13 protein-coding genes are annotated in these 20,270 nt (G+C 45.0%); 11 read left to right on the top strand and 2 right to left on the bottom strand.

Annotated features, from left to right (window positions below; all coding sequences use genetic code 11):
• Window positions 1–187 precede the first annotated feature (187 nt).
• Window positions 188–5,287 carry a PAS domain-containing protein gene (locus QUB14_RS13765; RefSeq protein WP_333217494.1) on the bottom strand — a complete coding sequence of 1,700 codons (5,100 nt, stop codon included), beginning with the start codon at window positions 5,285–5,287 and terminating at the stop codon, window positions 188–190.
• Window positions 5,288–5,906: 619 nt separating this feature from the next.
• Here QUB14_RS13765 and QUB14_RS13770 point away from each other — a divergent pair.
• On the top strand, window positions 5,907–6,746 hold the full coding sequence (locus QUB14_RS13770) for a glycosyltransferase (protein ID WP_333217495.1): 840 nt from the start codon (window positions 5,907–5,909) through the stop codon (window positions 6,744–6,746).
• Between the two features lie 2 nt (window positions 6,747–6,748).
• Here the strand turns inward: QUB14_RS13770 and gloB are convergent, their stop codons facing one another.
• Window positions 6,749–7,522 (bottom strand): hydroxyacylglutathione hydrolase, encoded by a 774-nt coding sequence (gene gloB, locus QUB14_RS13775; protein WP_333217496.1) that lies wholly within the window; start codon window positions 7,520–7,522, stop codon window positions 6,749–6,751.
• A gap of 632 nt (window positions 7,523–8,154) precedes the next feature.
• Between gloB and galE the strand changes: the two genes are divergently transcribed.
• The 10 genes from galE (at window position 8,155) to QUB14_RS13825 (ending at window position 20,269) form a co-directional block, all read left to right on the top strand.
• Window positions 8,155–9,165, top strand: coding sequence for a UDP-glucose 4-epimerase GalE (galE, locus tag QUB14_RS13780; RefSeq protein WP_190659095.1), 1,011 nt, complete (start codon window positions 8,155–8,157; stop codon window positions 9,163–9,165).
• Window positions 9,166–9,261: 96 nt separating this feature from the next.
• Window positions 9,262–10,089: a hypothetical protein gene (locus tag QUB14_RS13785; RefSeq protein WP_333217497.1), complete on the top strand. Its 828-nt coding sequence runs from the start codon at window positions 9,262–9,264 to the stop codon at window positions 10,087–10,089.
• Between the two features lie 291 nt (window positions 10,090–10,380).
• Window positions 10,381–11,532: a glycosyltransferase family 4 protein gene (locus QUB14_RS13790; protein WP_333217498.1), complete on the top strand. Its 1,152-nt coding sequence runs from the start codon at window positions 10,381–10,383 to the stop codon at window positions 11,530–11,532.
• A 92-nt stretch (window positions 11,533–11,624) separates the two neighbouring features.
• The gene (locus QUB14_RS13795) at window positions 11,625–13,628 is read left to right on the top strand and encodes an ABC transporter ATP-binding protein (RefSeq protein WP_333217499.1); all 2,004 of its coding nucleotides are present in this window, start codon (window positions 11,625–11,627) and stop codon (window positions 13,626–13,628) included.
• A 165-nt stretch (window positions 13,629–13,793) separates the two neighbouring features.
• On the top strand, window positions 13,794–14,993 hold the full coding sequence (locus tag QUB14_RS13800) for a glycosyltransferase family 4 protein (protein ID WP_333217500.1): 1,200 nt from the start codon (window positions 13,794–13,796) through the stop codon (window positions 14,991–14,993).
• A gap of 118 nt (window positions 14,994–15,111) precedes the next feature.
• Complete coding sequence (locus QUB14_RS13805) at window positions 15,112–16,062, top strand: glycosyltransferase family 10 domain-containing protein (protein WP_333217501.1); 951 nt, start codon at window positions 15,112–15,114, stop codon at window positions 16,060–16,062.
• An 11-nt stretch (window positions 16,063–16,073) separates the two neighbouring features.
• Entirely contained in the window at window positions 16,074–17,150 is a 1,077-nt protein-coding gene (locus QUB14_RS13810; protein ID WP_333217502.1) for a formylglycine-generating enzyme family protein, read from the top strand.
• A gap of 96 nt (window positions 17,151–17,246) precedes the next feature.
• Window positions 17,247–18,221 carry an Npun_R2821/Npun_R2822 family protein gene (locus QUB14_RS13815; protein ID WP_333217503.1) on the top strand — a complete coding sequence of 325 codons (975 nt, stop codon included), beginning with the start codon at window positions 17,247–17,249 and terminating at the stop codon, window positions 18,219–18,221.
• Window positions 18,218–19,099, top strand: coding sequence for an Npun_R2821/Npun_R2822 family protein (locus tag QUB14_RS13820; protein ID WP_333217504.1), 882 nt, complete (start codon window positions 18,218–18,220; stop codon window positions 19,097–19,099). The genes QUB14_RS13815 and QUB14_RS13820 overlap by 4 nt, the downstream gene beginning before the upstream one ends.
• Window positions 19,100–19,246: 147 nt before the next feature.
• Complete coding sequence (locus tag QUB14_RS13825) at window positions 19,247–20,269, top strand: Npun_R2821/Npun_R2822 family protein (RefSeq protein WP_333217505.1); 1,023 nt, start codon at window positions 19,247–19,249, stop codon at window positions 20,267–20,269.
• The last annotated feature ends 1 nt before the right edge of the window (window position 20,270 follow it).

A 20,270-nucleotide genomic window follows, 5' to 3' on the forward strand; every position in this document is an offset into this window, starting at 1 on the left:
TTATTTAACGGATGTAACGGATATAACGGATGTAACCGATGGATGTTGAGATTCGAGGTTCGAGATTCGAGGTTCGAGGGAAGAAACAGGCATAATATTTTTAACGGGCAAATTCAGTTTGAAATTACGCAAAACGGGGGTGCTGTAATGAGCCAAATCAACTACAGTCCAATGTCTTACCGAGCACTCAGGCTTTATTTTCAAGGCGCTTGGCGATGATCGATCGCGCTACAGTAGCAACTAACTCGGTCGGATTGATCGGCTTGGCTAAGTGTTTGTCAAATCCGGCTTGCAAAACTTGGCGCTCGTTCGCTTCTCCAGCATAGGCCGTTAAGGCGATCGCCAACAACTGCCGATACTCAGGCGCAAGCTGAGTGCGGATGCGATCGATCAACATATACCCATCCATATGCGGCATTCCAATGTCGCTGACGAGCAAATCCGGCGCAGTTTGTTCGATAGACTCTAGCGCCTCAGCAGCAGATGACAGGGAAATCACCTCTGCACCCGCTTCCTCAAGCACAAAAGCAACAAAATCTCGCGAGTCAGGCTCATCATCTACCACCAAAATTCTCAATCCAGCTAGCGGCAAGGATGAGAGCTCGGGAGGAGCAGCCCCATGACGTTCTTCCTCCTCCTGCCTTCTAGAATCATCATTTAAAAGCGGTAATCTCACCGTAAACGTCGCTCCTTGACCTTCTCCGGCGCTTTCTGCAAACACCGTTCCGCCGTGAAGTTCAGTGAGTTGGCGGACGATCGCCAATCCCAATCCCAAGCCGCCAAATTTGCGAGTTGTAGCGCCATCTTCTTGTCGGAAATGGTCAAAAACATAAGGCAAGAAATTGGGAAGAATGCCTTTACCAGTGTCTATGACTTGAATTTGAGCTTGGCCTTCGATTTGCATTAATCGAACTTCAACTCGACCGCCTTCGGGCGTGAATTTCACCGCGTTTGACAGCAAATTCCAGACAATTTGCTGCAAGCGACTTGTATCGCCGAGAATTGGCCCGACATCGGGATTTAAAATTGTTTGAATTTGAATTTTTTTGGCTTCGGCTGCTAATTGCACGGTTTCCAAAGCAGACATGATAATGGTTGCCACATTCACCGGAGCGACATTCAATCTGAGTTTCCCTTGCAGAATCCGAGACACGTCAAGCAAGTCTTCGATTAGTTGAGATTGTAGTCTGGCGTTGCGCTCGATCGTCTCAAAAGCCTTGGCACTTTGACTCGCGTTCAGCTTGCCACCGACGAGCAGTTGCGACCAGCCTAAAATCGGATTCAGGGGCGATCGCAACTCGTGAGAAAGCACCGCCAGAAACTCGTCTTTAATGCGGTTAGCTCGCTCGGCTTCCGCGCGAGCAGTTTGTTCTAATTGCAGAACCATATCGCGCTCGGTTTCCACTTGTTTGCGCTCTGTAATGTCGATAACAGAGCCGATATAACCCTCAAATTGTCCGCTTTCGGAAAATCTGGGAGCAGCCGCATCGATCGCCCAAGAATATCCGCCATCCTTGCGCCCGACGCGAAATTCTACGCGGTAAGGTTCCTGGCGTTCGTTGGCTGTCAAAAATGCTTTTTTGACCTGTTCTCGGTCTTCTGGATGCGCCGCGTTTACCCAACCGAATCCCAAACCAGTTTCCTCTGTTTGACCTGTGAATTCATACCAGCTTTCGCTCAGGAAAGTGCAATAGCCTGTGGAGTCTGTTACCCATACCATAAAAGGAGCGTTGTTAGCCATATTGCGGAATCGTTCTTCGCTTTCTTGCAGCGCTGCTTCGGCTTGTTTGCGTTCTGTGATATCCCGACAGACAACCACTCCGCCTTTGATTTCGCTGCTAGTATCAACTACCGGATAACCGCTGATACTGATCCAGCGACCTTCGGAATCTTCGCGGCGCACAAATACCTCTACATCATTGACATATTCACCTTTGATTGCTCTGGCTAGAGGTAGTTCAGCGTTGGGGAAAAGGGTTTTTTTGTCAGGCAAAAATAGTCCGTAGGTGCTCGACCATTCCTCATAGGATTTTTCATTCGATAGCGGGCCGAATATGCCTACGGCGGCTCGGTTAAACAACACCAACTCCCCTTGTTGGTTGGCCAAAATCAAACCATCACCAATGCTGTCAATAATTACTTGCAGTAACTTAGTTTGTTCTTGCAGGGCGACTTCTGCTCGTTTGCGATTTGTGATGTCGCTGGAGATGCCAATCAAGCCGATGACTTCTCCCGCCTGATTGCGGTAGGGAGCTTTCATTACCAGAAATGTCCGAATGCCATCGTGAGATTCTTCGAGGACTTCTGTTTGTCCAGATTCCATAATGCGCCGATCGTTTTCCGTGACTCTGGCTGCAAGTTCTACTACTGGGTATAAATCGATATCGCGACCACCAATTACTTCAGAAGCAGGTTTGCCCATTATTTCCAGCGTGGCTGGATTTGCATAAATAATCTGTCCTTCTCGATTTTTGACAAAAATTGGCGTGGGCGCTGACTCGTTAATCACATTCAAAATCGCATTTTTTTGCCGCAGTTCTTCTTCTGTGTGTTTGCGATCGCTAATATCGCTCCAATAAGCCGTAAGTCCTTCGGCAGCAGGATAGGCGCTCACTTCTATATACATCTGGAGCGAGGGCGAATACTCTTCAAACTTGACAGAAACTTGCTCGTTAACGACTCGATGGAATTCTTGATATGTCCTCGAATTGGATTCTCGCTCGGCGGGGAATACCTCCCAGATCGATCGACCTAGCAAGTCCGATCGAGAGCGAGAAAGCAGTTTTTCAGCAGTGGCATTAACGTAGGTATAGCGCCATTGTGAATCGAGCGCCATAAAGGCATCGGTAATACTTTCTAGAATATTGCTGACTTGTTGGTTGGCCGCTTGCAGCGCAAGTTCAGCGTTTTTGCGCTCGGTGATGATTTCGCAAAAAATCATGATGCCGCCAATCTCATTGGTGTTGGTTCGCCAAGGATGAATTTCCCAGCGCACCCAGTCGAGCGAGCCATCAGGGCGGGGAAACTGATCTTCTTGGCAGATTTCGACTGCTCCCGCCAGACAGCGCTGGTGGATTTGTTTAAAACGATCGGGCAAATTGGGAAAGATGTCGTAGTGCGATCGGCCCACAATGTTTTGATCGCCGAGCCCGTAACTTGACAGCCAGCGGTCGCTCACCAGCATATACCGCATCTGGCGGTCAAACATCGCCACTCCCGCAGGCGAATGTTTGACGAACAGCCGCAGTTGTTCTTCCTGCTGCCGCAACCGATTCTCCGATTGTTTGCGATCGCTGATTTCTTTGAAAAGTATGGCGACTTGTCGGCTCTGTGGCTCAGCAGTGCGGAACGCCAAAACATCGAACCAGCGGTTCATGACTTTCGAGCCGTGCTCAAAGCGCAGGGGTTCCCCCGTCAGCGCGACTTTGCCGTAAATCTCAAACCAATAATCTTGGATATCCGGAACGAGCTGTCGCACCGTTTGACCCACAGGTTGTTCTAGTCCGGTTTGTTTCAAGAAGGCCGGATTGACTTCCAAAAAGCGGTAATCGATCGGCTTTTCGTTTTCGTCAAACAGCATTTCGATGACGCAAAAACCTTCGTCTAGGGACTCAAACAAAGTGCGATAGCGTTCCTCGGAACGGCGCAAAGCAGCAAGAGCTTGTTTGCGATCGCTAATATCCATAAACGCCGCCACACAGCCGCGAACTGCGCCTTGTTCGTCAAATAACGGCACCGCATTCACCAACCAATCAAAGGCCGCCCCGTCCTCGCGCACCATTTGAATTTCCACATCTCGCACTTCGACGCCGGAAGCCACGGCTAGTTGCATGGGGAGTTGTTCTCCCGGAATTTCCTGTCCGTTGCGGAGTCGTTTAAACGGAAGGACTGCCGCTTGCTCTCCGGTTCCAGAAACATTGGTATCGGGCGACACTTTCAACATCGACTGGGCAAACCGGTTAGCGCGAATTACTTGACACTGTGGGTCGTCGGCGATCGTAATACCGACAGGTACAGCATCAAGTATCGATTGCAGTTCATTAACTCGTCGCTCTAGTTCTTGGTTGAGCCGTTGAATTTCTTTTTGGGTAGCTTTGCGATCGGTAATTTCATGCACCGTCACATTCACGCCCAAAACGCGATCGTCCTCGGCCCTCAGCGGATAGAGACTCAACAGCCAATCGCGATCGACTCCCGGCTGTGCTGAGTTCGTCCCGCGAACTTCGAGCTGTTGGAGTGGTATTTTAGTTTCAATAACTTGTCGGTAAAGCGGCTCTAAATCATCTGCCATTTCTGGCAAGATTTCGCGCAATGTTTTGCCGATGTGGGCGGTTGCTGGAACTCGGTTAATTTCTGCTAGGCGATCGTTGAGGCGGACAAACCGCAACTCGGTATCTATAAAGCAAAGTCCGATCGGCGCACTAGCATAAATTGCCTCGATTTCTGCTAGTTGTTGGTGTGCTGTTTGGGCTTGTTGAATAAAAACAGCCCGATCCGCCTTCTGCTGAGTCACATCTTGAAAATAAACGGCAAGCCCCGATGGGATTGGATAGGCACGTACCGCATACCAAGCATTGAGCGGTGGATAAAAAGATTCAAAACTAACTGTAACTTGGAATGTGGCGGCGTGGCGATATTCCTGCTCAAACAAACTGCCCACTGATTCGGGAAACTCTTCCCAAATCCTGCGGCCAATCAAATCTTTCGAGGGTCGATTCAGCCACCGTGCCGCTTGCGAATTGAGGTAGGTAAATCGCCAGTCTCGATCCAAAGCAAAGAACCCGTCCGAAATACTTTCGAGGGTGTCTGAGAGTTGTTGCGCGGGCGCGTTACAGACTGGTTCGGGCTTTTGTTGAGCGATAGGAGTGAAGGTTGTTACTACCGCATAGGGAGTCGATCGATCTCCCTGAAATAAAGGTTGAGAATTGAGCGTCAACCAAATCAATTCTCCCTGTGGCCGATCGAAGCCCATGATGACATTTAAACATGGTTGCCCGGTTTGCAGCGCCACCATCGCCGGATGTGTGTCGCCGGGAAAATCCGAGCCATCTTCACGCAGAGTCTGCCACCGACTGTTGATTGAAGTGCATAAGAGCATCTGTTGTGCTGTCATCCCCAACAGATCCTGGGCGTGAGAATTGCACCCCTGAATGCTACCATCTGCCAATTGCAGAACCATCCCTACATCAGTTGGCAAAGGCGCGGCTGGGTAGAAGGCTTTGTTAGAATCCGCTGAAACAGAGGGGTCGATTTTTACTTGGGGTTCAGTATTGCGTGGGTTTTGCATCGGTTTCTAACAACGCTTATTTTACTTTGGGCAAAGCAACTCGCGAGCAATAATAGGGAAATAACCAGAGGAACTTTTGATTGGAGCAGGATGACTCTTCAAACCTAAGATGGATGTCGATCGTTGTGCGGTAATATCGATCTCTAGACAATTTATTTTATCGTAGAGTCCCACGTCTGAACCATTTGCGGGATTCAGCGCAGGCGACGAGGAATTTTCTGGCTGTTTCAAATGCCAGGTTAGTCCATCTCATTATTTTTCGCGTGGCTGCATATTACCAATGGCTGTTGCTCGTTTTCGGGTGCGAACAGATGGCACTTGCACACAGATAAATAAGTAGATGAAGCTTGAAAATAAATAACCCCTCTCTCGCAGCGAGTGAAACGAAGCAATTGCTCTAGTTATGCCCGCCTTACATTCTGTTACATTGTAAACTTTATTTGCGCCTACCTACTTAGAAACCCCGTTTCTTTGTGTAAATCTAACCGGAAATTTAGGCAAGATTTTGTTCGTCTCAACGGTAAACGGGCGCTCGCATTTACCTCAATACAGGGTCGCCTGCTTCCTCCAGTCCCAACGTTTGTGTCACGTTTGCCGTTCATCCCACAAACTTAATCGTATGCACATATTCACAGCCGCCGATCGCACCTATATTCTGGGGTTAGCAGCACTTCTCAAGTCTGTAGATCTGAATGTTAGCAAATCGGGGGAGGAGCCTGTCAAAATTAGCGTTGTATCTACCAGGATATATTCACAGCAAAAGGAACAGTTACAGAATTGCTGCAAATACAAGATTGAATGGCAAGAATTGCAATCTAATTACGACCAACTTCTTTCGGTATCAGCTTCTAAACTTCCTTACGTTAAATTGGAGCCGCGAAAATATACCAAAGAAACAGAAAGGCTACTTTGGCTCGACAGCGATACGATCGTTCTGGGTAGCTTAGAGGGGCTGTGGAACCTAGATTTTCAAACTCTGCCGATAGCAGCCGCAGCCAACGTCTGGGGAAATCCCAACAATTATCAAGATCGAAACCCTTATTTCAATAGTGGTGTTTTAGTTTACAACATGAAGCTTTGGGAGGAAGAGCAACTGTCCGAAAAGTTGCTCCAAAACGCTAGGTTTCACGTTTGGGGCGATCGCGATCAAGGTGCATTAAATTCAGTTTTAGTGGGAAGGTGGAAGCAATTAGATCAAATATGGAACAACCACAAGACTGATGATATGTCAAGTAAAGTGATGCACTTTATGTCAAGACCGAAACCGTGGGAAAGCTCCGCCCCCAATCAATTATGGCTTGATATGTTGTCTCAGACACCGTTTAAGGACGAACTGAAAAAAATTCCCCATAAGTTTAAGGGGCTGTCGAGCTTTCAGGTAAAATACAAAAGACTTGACCGATGGTTGAGCGAACCAATACTCAAGTTTAAGAGTTATCTGAAGAAACAAAAACTTTAAGGTCAAAATTGGTCTTTCATGCCGCGCAATCGAGCGAAGGTTTGCACTGGATCGCGGGTGTTGGCGGCTGATTGGATCTGGGGAAAATCCCAGCGCAAAAATGGGTTTGTGCTTTTTTCGAGGCCGATCGATGATGGTATTGTAGGTTGCGATCGACTCCGCGCTTCCTTGACTTCGGCGAAGCGCTGCTGTAAATCGGGATTGTCGCCATCCACACTCAAGGCAAATTGCAGGTTGTTCAGCGTGTATTCGTGGGCGCACCAAACTCTAGTATTGTCGGGCAAGTTTCGCAGTTGCCCGAGGGAGGCTACCATTTGAGTTGGAGTGCCTTCAAATAGTCTGCCGCAGCCTCCAGCAAATAAAGTGTCGCCACAGAACAATTCGCCGGTTTCGCCTGGGTTGCGGGGGGGGAAATAGTAGGCGATGTGAGCTTTTGTGTGACCGGGTACGAAGAATACTTCGGCGGTTCTGTTGGCGAAAGAAACTCGATCGCCCGCTTGTAAAAACACTTGCTGTCCGGGAATTCTACCTCGGTCTTCTGCGCCGCCGTAAACTTTAATTTGGGGAAAGCGATCGATCAGTTCCTGATTGCCGCCTATGTGGTCGCTGTGGTGGTGGGTATTGAAAATTGCGGTTAATTCGGCTCCGAGTGCTTGCAGTTGCTCTACTACTGGCTGCGATCGTGCTGGATCGACGACGGCTGCTGTGTGGCTATCGGGGTCGTGCAGCAAGAAAATGTAATTGTCGGACAGTACCGGAAGCCGATAAACCTGCATAGAAAGGTGCCTCTCTAGGAAAAATATTATATAATTAAATTAGTTCTGAACGCTATCCGAAAGCTGATTGCAGATTTATTAAGTCCGCGTATCTATCTTGGGAAGTAAAACTCTGATACGTTATTTATGCTGTTGAGCCAAGTGATTTACGGTCGGGTACGCACCATTTTTGGGTCAATAAGTGCAATCGGCTTTAATTATTTTAGCATACAAGCGATCGAAGAATAAATGCGAACATCTCACAACAAATCGAACTTAACAATTTCTCAAAAAGTCGATCGGATTGTAGCGTCTGGTAAGATCACTCGCCGGGATCACTTAGTTTTGACTTCGGCTATCCTATCAGATGATAAAATTTCAGAAGAGGATCGACATCAGATTAATCGGATATTTGATTATATCCAAATTGGTCGCCTCAAGTTTATCGATTGAACAGAAAGACTTGCACAGTCAGCATCTATCTGGAGTATAAAAAGCGTTGTTTAGGAGTGCGATCGTTCTGTCCCGCACAGCAAAGCCTATATATTTCGCTTGAATTCTCCGGCTCACGCCTAGTGTGAAAGCGTCTGATGTGGCAGTCTCAAGTTAACAAGGCTCTTGGCAATCCCAGCTACAAAAACAGGCAGAAGAAAATGAGTGCAGACAAACCAACTATTTTGGTGACGGGCGGAGCTGGATATATTGGCTCTCACGCGGTATTAGCGCTGAAAAACGCCGGTTACGGTGTGGTGATTTTGGATAATTTAGCTTACGGTCACCAAGATATAGTAGAGCAGGCTTTGCAGGTGGAGTTTATAGTTGGCGATACGAGCGATCGCACTCTTCTCGATAACCTGTTTGCTACGCATAAAATTGATGCGGTAATGCACTTTTCTGCATACGCTTACGTGGGCGAATCTGTTACCGACCCAGCTAAATATTACCGCAACAATGTCATCGGTACTATTACCCTTTTGGAAGCAATGCTCGCTGCTGACGTGAAGAAATTTGTGTTTTCTTCTACTTGCGCGACTTACGGTGTACCGCAGAAAATCCCGCTCACAGAAGACCACCCACAAAACCCGATCAATCCCTACGGTGCTACTAAGTTAATGGTAGAACGGATTTTGTCGGATTTTGACGCTGCGTATGATTTCAAGTCTGTTTGTTTCCGCTATTTTAACGCGGCTGGGGCCGATCCGAACGGGTTGTTAGGAGAGGATCACAATCCAGAAACTCACCTGATCCCGCTGGTGTTGTTCGCTGCTTTGGGGAAACGAGATTCGATCGCGATTTTTGGCACGGATTACGATACTCCTGACGGTACTTGCATCCGGGATTACATTCACGTTAACGATTTGGCATCCGCTCACATTTTGGGATTAGAATATTTGCTAAATGGTGGCAAATCTGATTTCTTTAATTTGGGCAACGGTGGCGGGTTTTCGGTGAAAGAGGTGATAGAAACGGCTCGCCAAGTGACGGGAAAAGAGATTAAGGCTGTTGAGCGTGAGCGGCGTCCGGGCGACCCTCCTGCTTTAGTTGGTAGCAGCAAAAAGGCGATCGAAACCTTGGGTTGGTCTCCTGAATATCCCGACATTAAGAACATTATCTCCCATGCTTGGCAGTGGCACCAAAAACGCCACTCGCAGGCAGAACTATAAAGATAGAAGGCAGAATTAAAATTTTCTTTATTTCTGCCTTCTAGATTTTTTATTGAACTATTATAGGGAGTCCCTTACTGCGAGTGAGAGAGACAAGTGAAATTAGAAACCAAAGGATTTATCACTATTTTAACCGGTCTTTACTCTTTTCAAGACTGCGTGCATTTTCTGGCTTCAGTCAGGAAGTTTCACCGCGAACCCATTGTTGTTTTAATAGATAGAGTTCCTCGGATTTTATATCCTTTACTTCTGGCGTTTGGAAATGTGAAATTGCAGCCCGCACCACCGGACGAAAATCCTGTTTTGGCTTCCCGGCAAGCTAAGGTGGCTTTGTATGACGGCTCTCCTTTTGAGAAGACTATTTATATGGACTGCGATATTTGTTTGTTGTCGCCAATAGATGAGGTTTTTGACTATCTTGATGAAGTGGATTTCCTGGTGACTGAAGATCTACAACCTGCAATCGCTAAAGCTGCTCATTTATTAAGAGTTGAGCGAGATATTCTCTCGACTTTGCAATCTGTAGGATTACCTTTGGGCGAAAATAGTATTCAATACAATAGCGGATTTATCGCTTTTAAAAAAAGCACTAAAAATCAAGACTTTTTCCAAAATTTTAAGAAATATTTCGAGATAGTAATTAGTAATCAAAACCTGCTAATGTTGAGAGATAAAGGTGCTTTTGCTGCTGGGATCGAAGCGGTCAAACCAAAAATGAAAACATTGTCGCCTGTTTACAACTACTTAGACCAGTGGAAAGCCACTTATACAATCGACAAACCGATTAAAGTAATGCACTGCACTTATCCTTACCGCCCTCAGTACGCGAAGAACGTGACGCGATCGCTCTTTACTAGAATATTCGATCGCACTGCTAAAATATTTTTACCAAATCAACTTAACAATCCCTGGCGTTTAAAATAATTAAAGTTTGTTGGTAAACTGCATCAAAAACAACAAAATTTAGCCCACAATAAAAAAACTTAGCCTCAACATATCCGAAAATATATCTGAAAATTCACCTAGGAGAATTATTGCGGGAGTGAATAACAGTCCTGGATTCATCACTGGTTTTTTTACCAAAATACTTCGTTGCTGCCCTTTGTCCTAGTTAAAAACCCGGTTTCTTTGGTCGGGAGTGCGTGACTACCCATCGCCTTGACAAAAGCTCAGTTAAGCAGGAAAATCAAACAAATGTTATAAACAAAATACTCAGTGAAAGTTTCATTAGTAGTGAGCGATTTGTCAGGAGCAGGTGCAATTCGTGCTTTTTTCTTAGCTCAAGTCCTGAGAGAGCTTAAATGTGATGTAGAAGTTGTTGGATTTCAGTTTGGCAAGGAATTGTATGCTATTCCTCCCAGAGATATCCGGGTATGTGCGATACCGGGTAAAAATTATCCGGGGTTTTTGAGGGATGCTCAAAAACTTTGGAAAAAAATAGATGGGGATATTATTTATGCAGTCAAACCTAAACCTACAAGCTTTGGGTTATCACTGCTAAAAAAACTGGCGAGTCGCCACTCTATAATTCTAGATATAGACGACTGGGAAATGAGCTGGTACGGTGGAGATGAATGGAAATACCGTCCTTCTTTTAAACAGCTTTATCGAGATATTTTTAAACACAATGGTCAATTGAAAGAACCAGATAATCCCCTTTATGTAAAGTGGATGGAAAGTCTCATCCACGGTGCTGATGCAGTCACCGTTCATACTGAGTTTTTAAAACAGCGTTTTGGGGGTGTATATTTGCCTAATGGTAAGGATACTGCAATGTTCGACCCTGCTAAATACAATCCTGAATTGAGCAGACAGCGTTACGGCTTGTCCGGGTATAGAGTTCTGATGTTTCCGGGGGCACCGCGACCTCATAAAGGCGTGGAGGATGTTTTGATGGCCCTGGAACAGTTAAATGAGCCCGATTTAAAATTAGCGATCGTCGGCGGGAGTCCTTATGATGATTATGATGATAAACTTGTGAAACAATGGGGGCGTTGGATTATTAAACTGCCAAGGTTTCCAGTGGAAACGATGCCGTCGGTTGTAGCGGCGGCTCATGTTGTCGTTGTTCCTCAGCGAGAAACTCTCACAGCCGTGGCTCAGTTTCCGCTCAAGCTGACAGATGGCATGGCAATGGCTAAGCCTGTTTTGTCTACGCGAGTGGGGGATATTCCAGCAATTTTGGGGGGAACGGGTTATTTAGTCGATCCGAGTTCTCCCGCTCAAATTTCACAAAAAATTCAATGGATATTTCAAAATTTGACAGCGGCTAATTTACAAGGGATGAAAGCTCGGGAAAGATGTGTGAAAAAATATAGTATTCAAGCAATGAAACCGATACTTTCAGAGATAATCGCAGGTATGTAAAGGTTATTTTAAAACCACTCACGGGAGGAAGAAAAACTGGCTGTTATTAAAGAATATTTTGAGATGCCGTACTGTTTAGCTGGGAATGCTTCATGTCTGCCAATAAGCTACTCCTAAAATTTGCCAGACGATATCCCGGCAGGATTTTCTTAACTGTGATGCTGGGCTTTTCTGGCGCTTTATTCAACGGTATCAGCACGACTCTGATTGTACCAGTGCTTTTAAGTTTTTTAGAGGAAGCAATCGAGCTGCGCGGCGCTCCACCTCTAATTAAAACTTTGATGTATCCCTTTGAGGGAATGCCCGAAAATCAGCGTTTAATGTTGATGACCGGGGCGATTGTGCTGGCTATTTTTTTAAAAAATGTTGCCAGTTATATCAATACTTTAGTAGCTACTTCTCTGACGCGCTCTCTGACTTTTGATTTGCGAGAAGAAGGTTTGCGGTTGTTGTTAAAAGTAGATTTAGATTTTTACTCTAAAACTAAAGTCGGGGATTTAATTAATAGATTGGGGGGAGAGATTGGTCGAACTGCTAGTGCAGTTGGCACGGCGATCTCAATGTTTACTACCTCAATCACTGTTTTGGTGTTTGTGGGTCTGCTGCTTTCTCTCTCGTGGAAACTGACGATGACAGCTACAGTTTTGCTGTCGTTAGTTGCTTGGACAAATCAATATATTATTAACCGTTCCAAGCATTTTGGCTACCTGCTTTCTGAAATGTCGAAAGATTATTCGGTTAGGGTGCTGGAAACCATTACTGGGATTCGGTTGGTCAAATCAACGGGGAACGAGGAAAGAGAGTATCAGCGGATCAAGCATTTAATTCAAAGGCGAGAACAAGCAGATTTTCAGGCTCAGGTAAATTATGCGGCGATCGCCCCAATTAACGAAGTTGTTAATTTGATAGTTATAATTTTGATTGTATTTATAGGTCGCACAATATTTGCAAATGAGATAGAGTCTATTTCTACAATTTTATTAACCTACTTATTGGTACTTTTTAGGTTGATTCCTTTAATTTCTCAGTTGAATAGCGGGCGCAGTCAATTTGCTAATACGTCGGCTAGTGTAGAGCTGGTTAATGATTTTTTGAGGCGTGACGACAAGCCATTTATGGTGAACGGTAAAGTGCCGTACACTCATTTGCGATCGGGGATTCATTTTAATAAAATATCTTTTAGTTATCCTAACCACAAAAATTTAGTTCTTCAAGGAGTTGATTTATTTCTACCTCACGGCACTACTTTGGCTTTGGTAGGAACTTCGGGTTCTGGCAAGTCAACTTTGGCAGATTTACTGCCTAGATTTTACGATCCTACTGAAGGCCATATCTCGATCGATGGCAGGAATTTGCGTGACTTTGATCTCAAAAGTCTCAGACAAGCGATGGGTATTGTTAGCCAAGATACGTTTTTATTTAATGCTTCAGTGCGCGAAAATATTGCTTACGCTAGGCCTCAAGCGACTGAGGAAGAAATTGTGGAAGCGGCGAAGGGAGCGAATGCTTATGAGTTTATCCAACTGTTGCCGGAGGGGTTGGATACTCAAATTGGCGATCGGGGCGTGATTTTATCGGGAGGGCAGCGTCAGAGAATTTCAATTGCTAGAGCCCTGTTGCAAAACCCGGAAATCTTAATTTTAGATGAGGCAACGAGTTCGCTGGATACGGTTTCGGAAAGGTACGTGCAAGCGGCGATCGAGAAATTGAGTTGCGATCGCACAACCTTAGTCATCGCCCACCGCCTCTCCACAGTCCAAAAAGCCAATAAAATCGCCGTGATCGATCGCGGACAAGTAGTAGAAATGGGTTCCCACGAAGAATTGCTAGCAAAAGGAGGTTACTACACTCGCTTGTATTCAGTGCAATTTGCCGAAGAAACCGCTCGCGATGAAGCTCTAATTAGAGGTTCTTACGAAATTCGCACTCGCCTGACTCCCATGATAGCTTACCTCAAATTGCTAGTAGATGAAATGGTAGACTCTCCCGAAGAAAGAGACGAGTTAATCCGAGAATCGTTTCACTCGGCTGCTAATATTTTCACTACTTTAGAATTTATAGAAAAGACGATTAAGCGTCAAGCTGTTAAAAAGTAGTTAGAAGGAAGAAGGAAGGAGGAATAAGGAAGAAGGAAGAATTTAGGAAGAAGGAGCCATAAGTCATCTCATGTCGGGTTGATTTGCCTTTGTTCCCAGGGTTCGCCTAGGAATACATATGTGGAGGCTCTGCCTCCCTTTACCAATTACCAACTACCAATTACGATGTCTAAATATTATGTATTTTTTACCAGAAATATCTTGCCGCAACCCAATGTAGCGAGCTTAGTTCAAGTTACACACTCTGCCAATGCCGCAGCAAACCTCGGTTATCCAGCAGTTTTGGTATACCTCCGCAAAGGCTGGAGTGCTTTGAATCCGGTTGATTTGCTTTTTCCTTTTCAACCGAGGAAACCCGATGACAAGCTTGCCAAAATTTACAATATTCAAGATAAATTAAAAGTAGCAGATTTACCGATGCCGTGGCCGATCGACCTTTGGGATAACAAGTGGACGAGTGCGAGTACAATAGTATCAAAATACTATTTACCGATTCACCTGCTTAAATCGACTCAAATTGTCCATACCCGGGACTGGAACTTTGTCAAAGCAGCAGTTAAAAACGGAATTCCCGCTATCTACGAACAGCACCACCATGAAGACAAGCAATTTGAATCAGAAATTGTCCGCAATCCTCTGTTTCAGATTTCCGTAACTGTTGCCGATACAGTGCGAGACAGCATGATTTTGAATGGGATGCCGTCGGAAAAAGTAATTACACTGCACAACGGTTTTAACAAGTTGTTTCTCGCGAGACAAACAGAAGCTGCTCAGAATTGGCTACAGAAATTATTAGAAGATGACAGACAGCATTTAGCAGTTTATGCAGGGGGACTTTACCCGTTTAAAGGTGTTGATATGTTGGTGGATGTGGCTAAGGAATTGCCGCTGGTTCAATTTGCGATCGCGGGTGGCGATTCATCCCAAGTAGCAGCCTACCAACAGTTAGCCAAATCCAAGCAAGTTAACAACATTAAATTTCTCGGCTACCTGCCTCAAAATCAACTAGCTAGCTTGCTGCAAGCAGCCGATGTTTTGACTCACCCGCACTGTTTGACAGAGGCGGCGACATTCACATCTCCTTTAAAATTCTTTGATTACATGGCATCGGGAACTCCGATTGTAGCGACGGAGATTGCATCTTTAATGGAATTTAAATGGGGAGATATAGCAGCAATTTGGTGCAAACCGGATAACCCGCACCAGTTCGCGCAAAGCATTCGAGATTGTTTAACCAAATATCCGAGGAAAAGCGAAGGCTATGCAGAAACGATTGATTTTGTCAAGCAGTTTTCGTGGGAAAATAGGATAGAGAGAATTTTGAGGTATGTGGATGAGCAAGTGCGATCGCAAATGATTCATTAATCCTCATCCGATAATTTTAAAATCCTCCGGGGCGAGTTTTACCAACAATAATCGCCTCAAATTAATAATCTCATAAACCCGCCCCGCCCACACGCAAAAACCCGATTTATTATTAGATATGAACCCAAAAATCATCGGCACAATCACCACCTATCCAGGCATGAACCAAAGCGACTGGCTGTGGCAACAAACCCCCCACAACTTCGGCAAATGGGGCCACATTCAAATGTTAGCGAATCACCCAGAACCAGACTTTTTACTCATGTATCAATTCGACTTTCCAAAACCGTCCAAAAAGCAGTCGTGGCTCGACAAAATCCGCCGTCCAAGCCCCCAAAATCCAGAAAAGGACATTCGAGAAAAATTGCGCGGTGTCCCCAATGAACGCAGAATTTACCTAATCCGCGAACCGCCATTACCAGAAGTTATTGAAATTACCAAAGCCAACTACGAACAAGCCAAACTTTATTGTGGTTACGTTTCCGGGCCCGACGACTTCGCACCCAACCCCAATTATATGCCGGCGATTTGGTATCACAGCAACTCATTTCGAGAACTCGATGAAATGCCTGCGCCGCCGAAAACTAAATCCTGTTCTTGGATTACTTCAGGTGTTAGCCGCAGCGCCAATCACCGCCAGAGATTAGACTTTATCAAATTGCTGCAATTACAAGAATTGGATTTTGACCTTTACGGGCGAAACTTGCCAAGTTGGGCTCGCGGAAACGGCACTGTGAACAATAAATGGCACGCCGTCGCACCATACTATTACAACTTAGCTATTGAAAATTATGCAGAAAACGATTGGTATGTCAGCGAGAAACTTTGGGATGCTTTGCTAGCTTGGTGTTTGCCGATTTATTACGGCGGTTCTGCGGCGGATAAGTTGTTGCCGGCGGGGAGTTTTCTGCGGCTGCCGAGTTTGGATGAGAAAGGAGTAGAATTTATTAAAGAGGTTGTAGCTACTGCGGATTATTGGCATGAAGCGAGGGAGAAAATTGCTGAAGCTAGACAAATCATTCTCCACGAATTGAACTTGCTTAATTGGCTATCTAACTTTGTATCTTAGGAAATAGCGCAATGACAGAAAACCAAAATCAACCCAGAGAATACGATGCCGTACTCGGCGGTCAAAATCCACCCCCCCTAGGTGCTGCTGTTTTAGGCGGGATTCCCGGCGTTAAGAGTCGTTTGGCTTCACCGATTGTCGAGGTGAAAATTTCTGCACTGTCTGAAGCACTCAGACATGGGCACGCAGGTTTAGATTTAATAATTGGGGCGCTGCAAGATGAATCAATGCAGGTGAAGTTTGCAGCCTATTCGCTGCTGAAAGATAGAGATGAACCAAATCTAAAAGAGCAGTTCCAAAAATATTTGCCTACTTTTGACTTTGATGTGATAACAGTTGATGCTAAAGGAAAAGAAAACAGTCGTCGCCGTCATTATGCTCATTTCTTTCCTGAAGACTTAGGGAACGAAGTTGTGCTGGAAATGGTTTATATTCCCGGGGGTACATTTATGATGGGCTCGCCAGCAACAGAAGAAGGTAGAGACAGTTGTGAAAGTCCGCAGCATCAAGTAACAGTACCCGCTTTTTTTGCAGGCAAATACCCTCTCACCCAGGCACAGTGGCAAGCAGTGATGGGAAACAACCCATCATCATTATCATGGTTTCAAGGTGAAAAACGTCCTGTAGAAAAAGTATCGTGGGATATGGCCGTCGAATTCTGTGGCCAACTCTCGCAAAAAACCGGGAAAAAATATCGCCTCCTGAGTGAAGCAGAATGGGAATATGCCTGTCGTGCGGGTACAACAACCCCATTTCATTTTGGGGAAACTATTACCCCGGAATTAGTCCGATATCGCAGACACACAACTTATGTCGGGGGTTGTCTCCCCAATGCCTTTGGACTTTACGACCTCCACGGTCAGGTTTGGGAGTGGTGCAGTGATAGATGGCACGAAAACTATAACGGGGCACCAACTGACGGAAGTTCCTGGGAAACTGGCACATCTGAATACCGAATGCAGCGTGGTGGTTCCTTGCACAGCCCTGCGTTCAGTTGCCGCAGTGCCTATCGTGTCAGGGACTCGACGGGCAACCGCCAATATTACATCGGTTTTCGCGTCGCTCTGGTTTTCGGTTCTATGCTTTAGTCTTCCCCGATCGCCCTTCTCTACCATTTTACTAACTGATTCGGTGGTTGAAACCGCAACGACACAAACAAAGTCCGCCTTCGCGAGACTATAGATATGAATGGAATTTGCACGCTAGCCAACGATACAGTTTACGACCAACTAATTGCCTTGCTCAACAGTATTGAAGTTATCTTAGGCTCAAATATTCCTGTCTGTATTTATCCTTTCGACGACCAGATACAGCAAATCAAAGCAGAAATTGTCAACCGTCCCAACGTCTTTATTTATGAAGATAGCGCATCTATTCAGCGATGGGACCAATTCATGGAAGCAGCCGCACCAGAGCGTTTGAACCGCAAAAAATTCCGGCTTTACGGCGCACATCGGCGCTTTTGCGCTTTCGACGGCCCGTTTGACAAGTTTATCTATATGGATGCCGATACTTTGGTGATGAATTCCCTTGATGCGGTTTTTCAGAAGTTAGAGGAATCGGATTTTGTGGTTTATGATTTTCAATTTCGCGACCCAACTAAAGTATACAATATTCAGTCACCAAAACTCCTAGAAGTTTTTGAGCAAAATCGGATAGACTCGGAAATATTTTGTTCTGGATTTTACGCCAGCAAGCAAGGATTGTTTGAGCAAGATACTAGGGAAGGGCTGTTAGCTCAACTGCAATCGGGCGAGGCGGAAATTCTCTATGAAGGTGCGGGAGAACAGCCGTTGCTCAATTATATGGTGATGAAAACGGGGATGAATAGCTATAATTTTGCTTATAGCCTCCCGGATGGCGAAAAAACTGGGTGTAGCGTCAGTTCTCAACATTTTGAAGAACGCGATCAGATTTTGTACGACAAGGGAAACCGACTTACTTACATTCATTATATTGGTGTGCCGCCGGATTTAATTCGGAGACTTTGTGCGGGCGAAAATATTGAGTTTCCCTATCGCGATTTGTTCCTGCACTACCGCTATCTCCGGGAACCCTCCAAGCGTCCGATTTTTGCCCAAGCGCCAAAGTCTTATACTCAGGTTTCTGCGCCGAATTTGTTAAAAAGGGTATTGAGAAGGTTGAGGATAAATGTATGAGTCGCGGTATTTATATTGTTGCGAATGATAAGGTGATCGAAAGTGCGATCGCCCTTTTAAACACCATACGTCTGTACAATTGTCAAGTACCTGTTTTTCTGATTCCCTTCGACGACAATTATCAGCAAGTCGCAGCCGCCCTCAGCCGTCTCCACGGGGTGCGATTGTTCCCAAATCTGGAGTTTGTCGAACAGTTTACCAGGGAAATTGGCCAAATGTTCGATCGCAACTTTTTAGCCCTCCCCAACAAAATGCGAAAACTCGCAGCCTGGTTTGGCCCCCTCGACGAATTTCTGTACATCGATACCGATATCATCGTCTTTGAAGACATCGCAGCCAACCTCGACAAACTATCAGAAGTAGACTTTTTTTGCTGCGACTACCACCACCTCAGCGAAAAACTGCGAAATGTATTTTCACCACTTGTAAAAGAACAAAATATCTTTACAGACTCACAGCTTCAAGATGTATTTAACAGCGGTTTTTGGGCTTCGAGGAAAGGAACTATTTCAGAATCGCAAATGTATGACATATTGCGCGAATGTTCGCACCATCGAGAATATTTTGACTTTACTCAAAATGTCACCGACCAACCTATACTAAATTATATTATTCTTAAATTGATTTCCAAGCGCTGCAATCTTGTTAAAGATTCAGCAACAGAACCTGGAAGCTGGGCGGGTTCCAAGCATTTTCAGGAAATAGATTATGTTCTTTATGACAAAGGCAAAAGGTTAAAATATCTTCACTGGGCTGGAATACCGATTAAATCGGGTAGTCCTTATTGGAAACTTTGGAAACATTATCGTTATCTCAATGAGGAAGAGGAAAAACCAAATTTAGTGCAAAAGATATTTCGATATTGGCATGATAAATAATATTCTTTGTAGTCACAAGGCGATTGAAATCGCTAGCAACGCGGGCACACAAACGAAGTCCACGCGCAATAAGAAATTAACTGGTTTACAGGCCGCACCTAGTAACGAGTAGAATTATTCAATCTAAAATCTAAAATCTAAAATCCGATGGCTGATGGCATTTATATTCTAGCAAACGATGTTGTGTTTGACCACTTAGTAGCTTTATTGAACAGTCTCGAAGTCAATGGGGCAAAAAATATTCCTGTTTGCATTATTCCCTACGATAAGAACTTGAAAAAAGTGCGATCGCACATTTCCCTCCTACACAATGTCACACTGTTTGACAATACCGATTCCATCGATTTTTGGGAAAACTTTGCGACTCAAGCTTGGACATCTCACCGCAAGGCTCAACAAGTTTGGCAAGCTAAAGGTTGGGGGCAAGTTCATGGTTTGGGAATGCACCGAAAATTTTGCTGTTTTGACGGCCCTTTTGACCAATTTGTCTATTTTGACTGCGACACTCTGTTGATGGGTTCTCTAGATTACATCTATCAAAAACTTGATGAATTTGATTGGGTAGCCAACGATTTTCAATATAAGTCTGACCTCAATTATGTATTTGACTTATCATCTCCCAAACTAGCAGAATTTTTCAATCTTGGTCAACTGCAATCCCAAATTTTTTGTGCTGGTTGGTTTGCTTCCAAAAAAGGTATTTTAAATAGAAATAACTCAAATCAGATGTTAGAGAAATTGACTTCGGGAGAAGCAGAAATTTTGTCTTTGCGGGGAACTGACCAACCTTTATTTAACTATTTAGTCGCCCGCAGCGGCATCTCTTTTTATAACTTTGCTTATCATCAACCTGCACGGGTAACTGGCAATCATTGGTCTTCTAAATTTGAGGTGATAGATTATGTTCTATACGATAAAGGGCTACGATTGACTTACTTGCACTACATGAGTATTTCGGCTGCAAAGTTTACTCGATTGTGTGCTGGCGAAGATGTTGAGATTCCTTACCGAGAGGTGTTTCTGCACTACCGATATTTGAAGTCGCCGGAAACACAGCCAAAACTCGCACCTCCAAATTTGTTGGTTCGCTTGCAGAGAAATCTCAAAACTTTGGGAATTAGAAAAATTAACAATGTTCAATTTAAGTTGCGGAATTTCTGGGATAGATAGC

Origin of the sequence: Microcoleus sp. B3-D2 (genome assembly GCF_036705345.1) — a bacterium.
In the GTDB taxonomy this organism is placed as follows: Bacteria; Cyanobacteriota; Cyanobacteriia; order Cyanobacteriales; family Microcoleaceae; genus Microcoleus.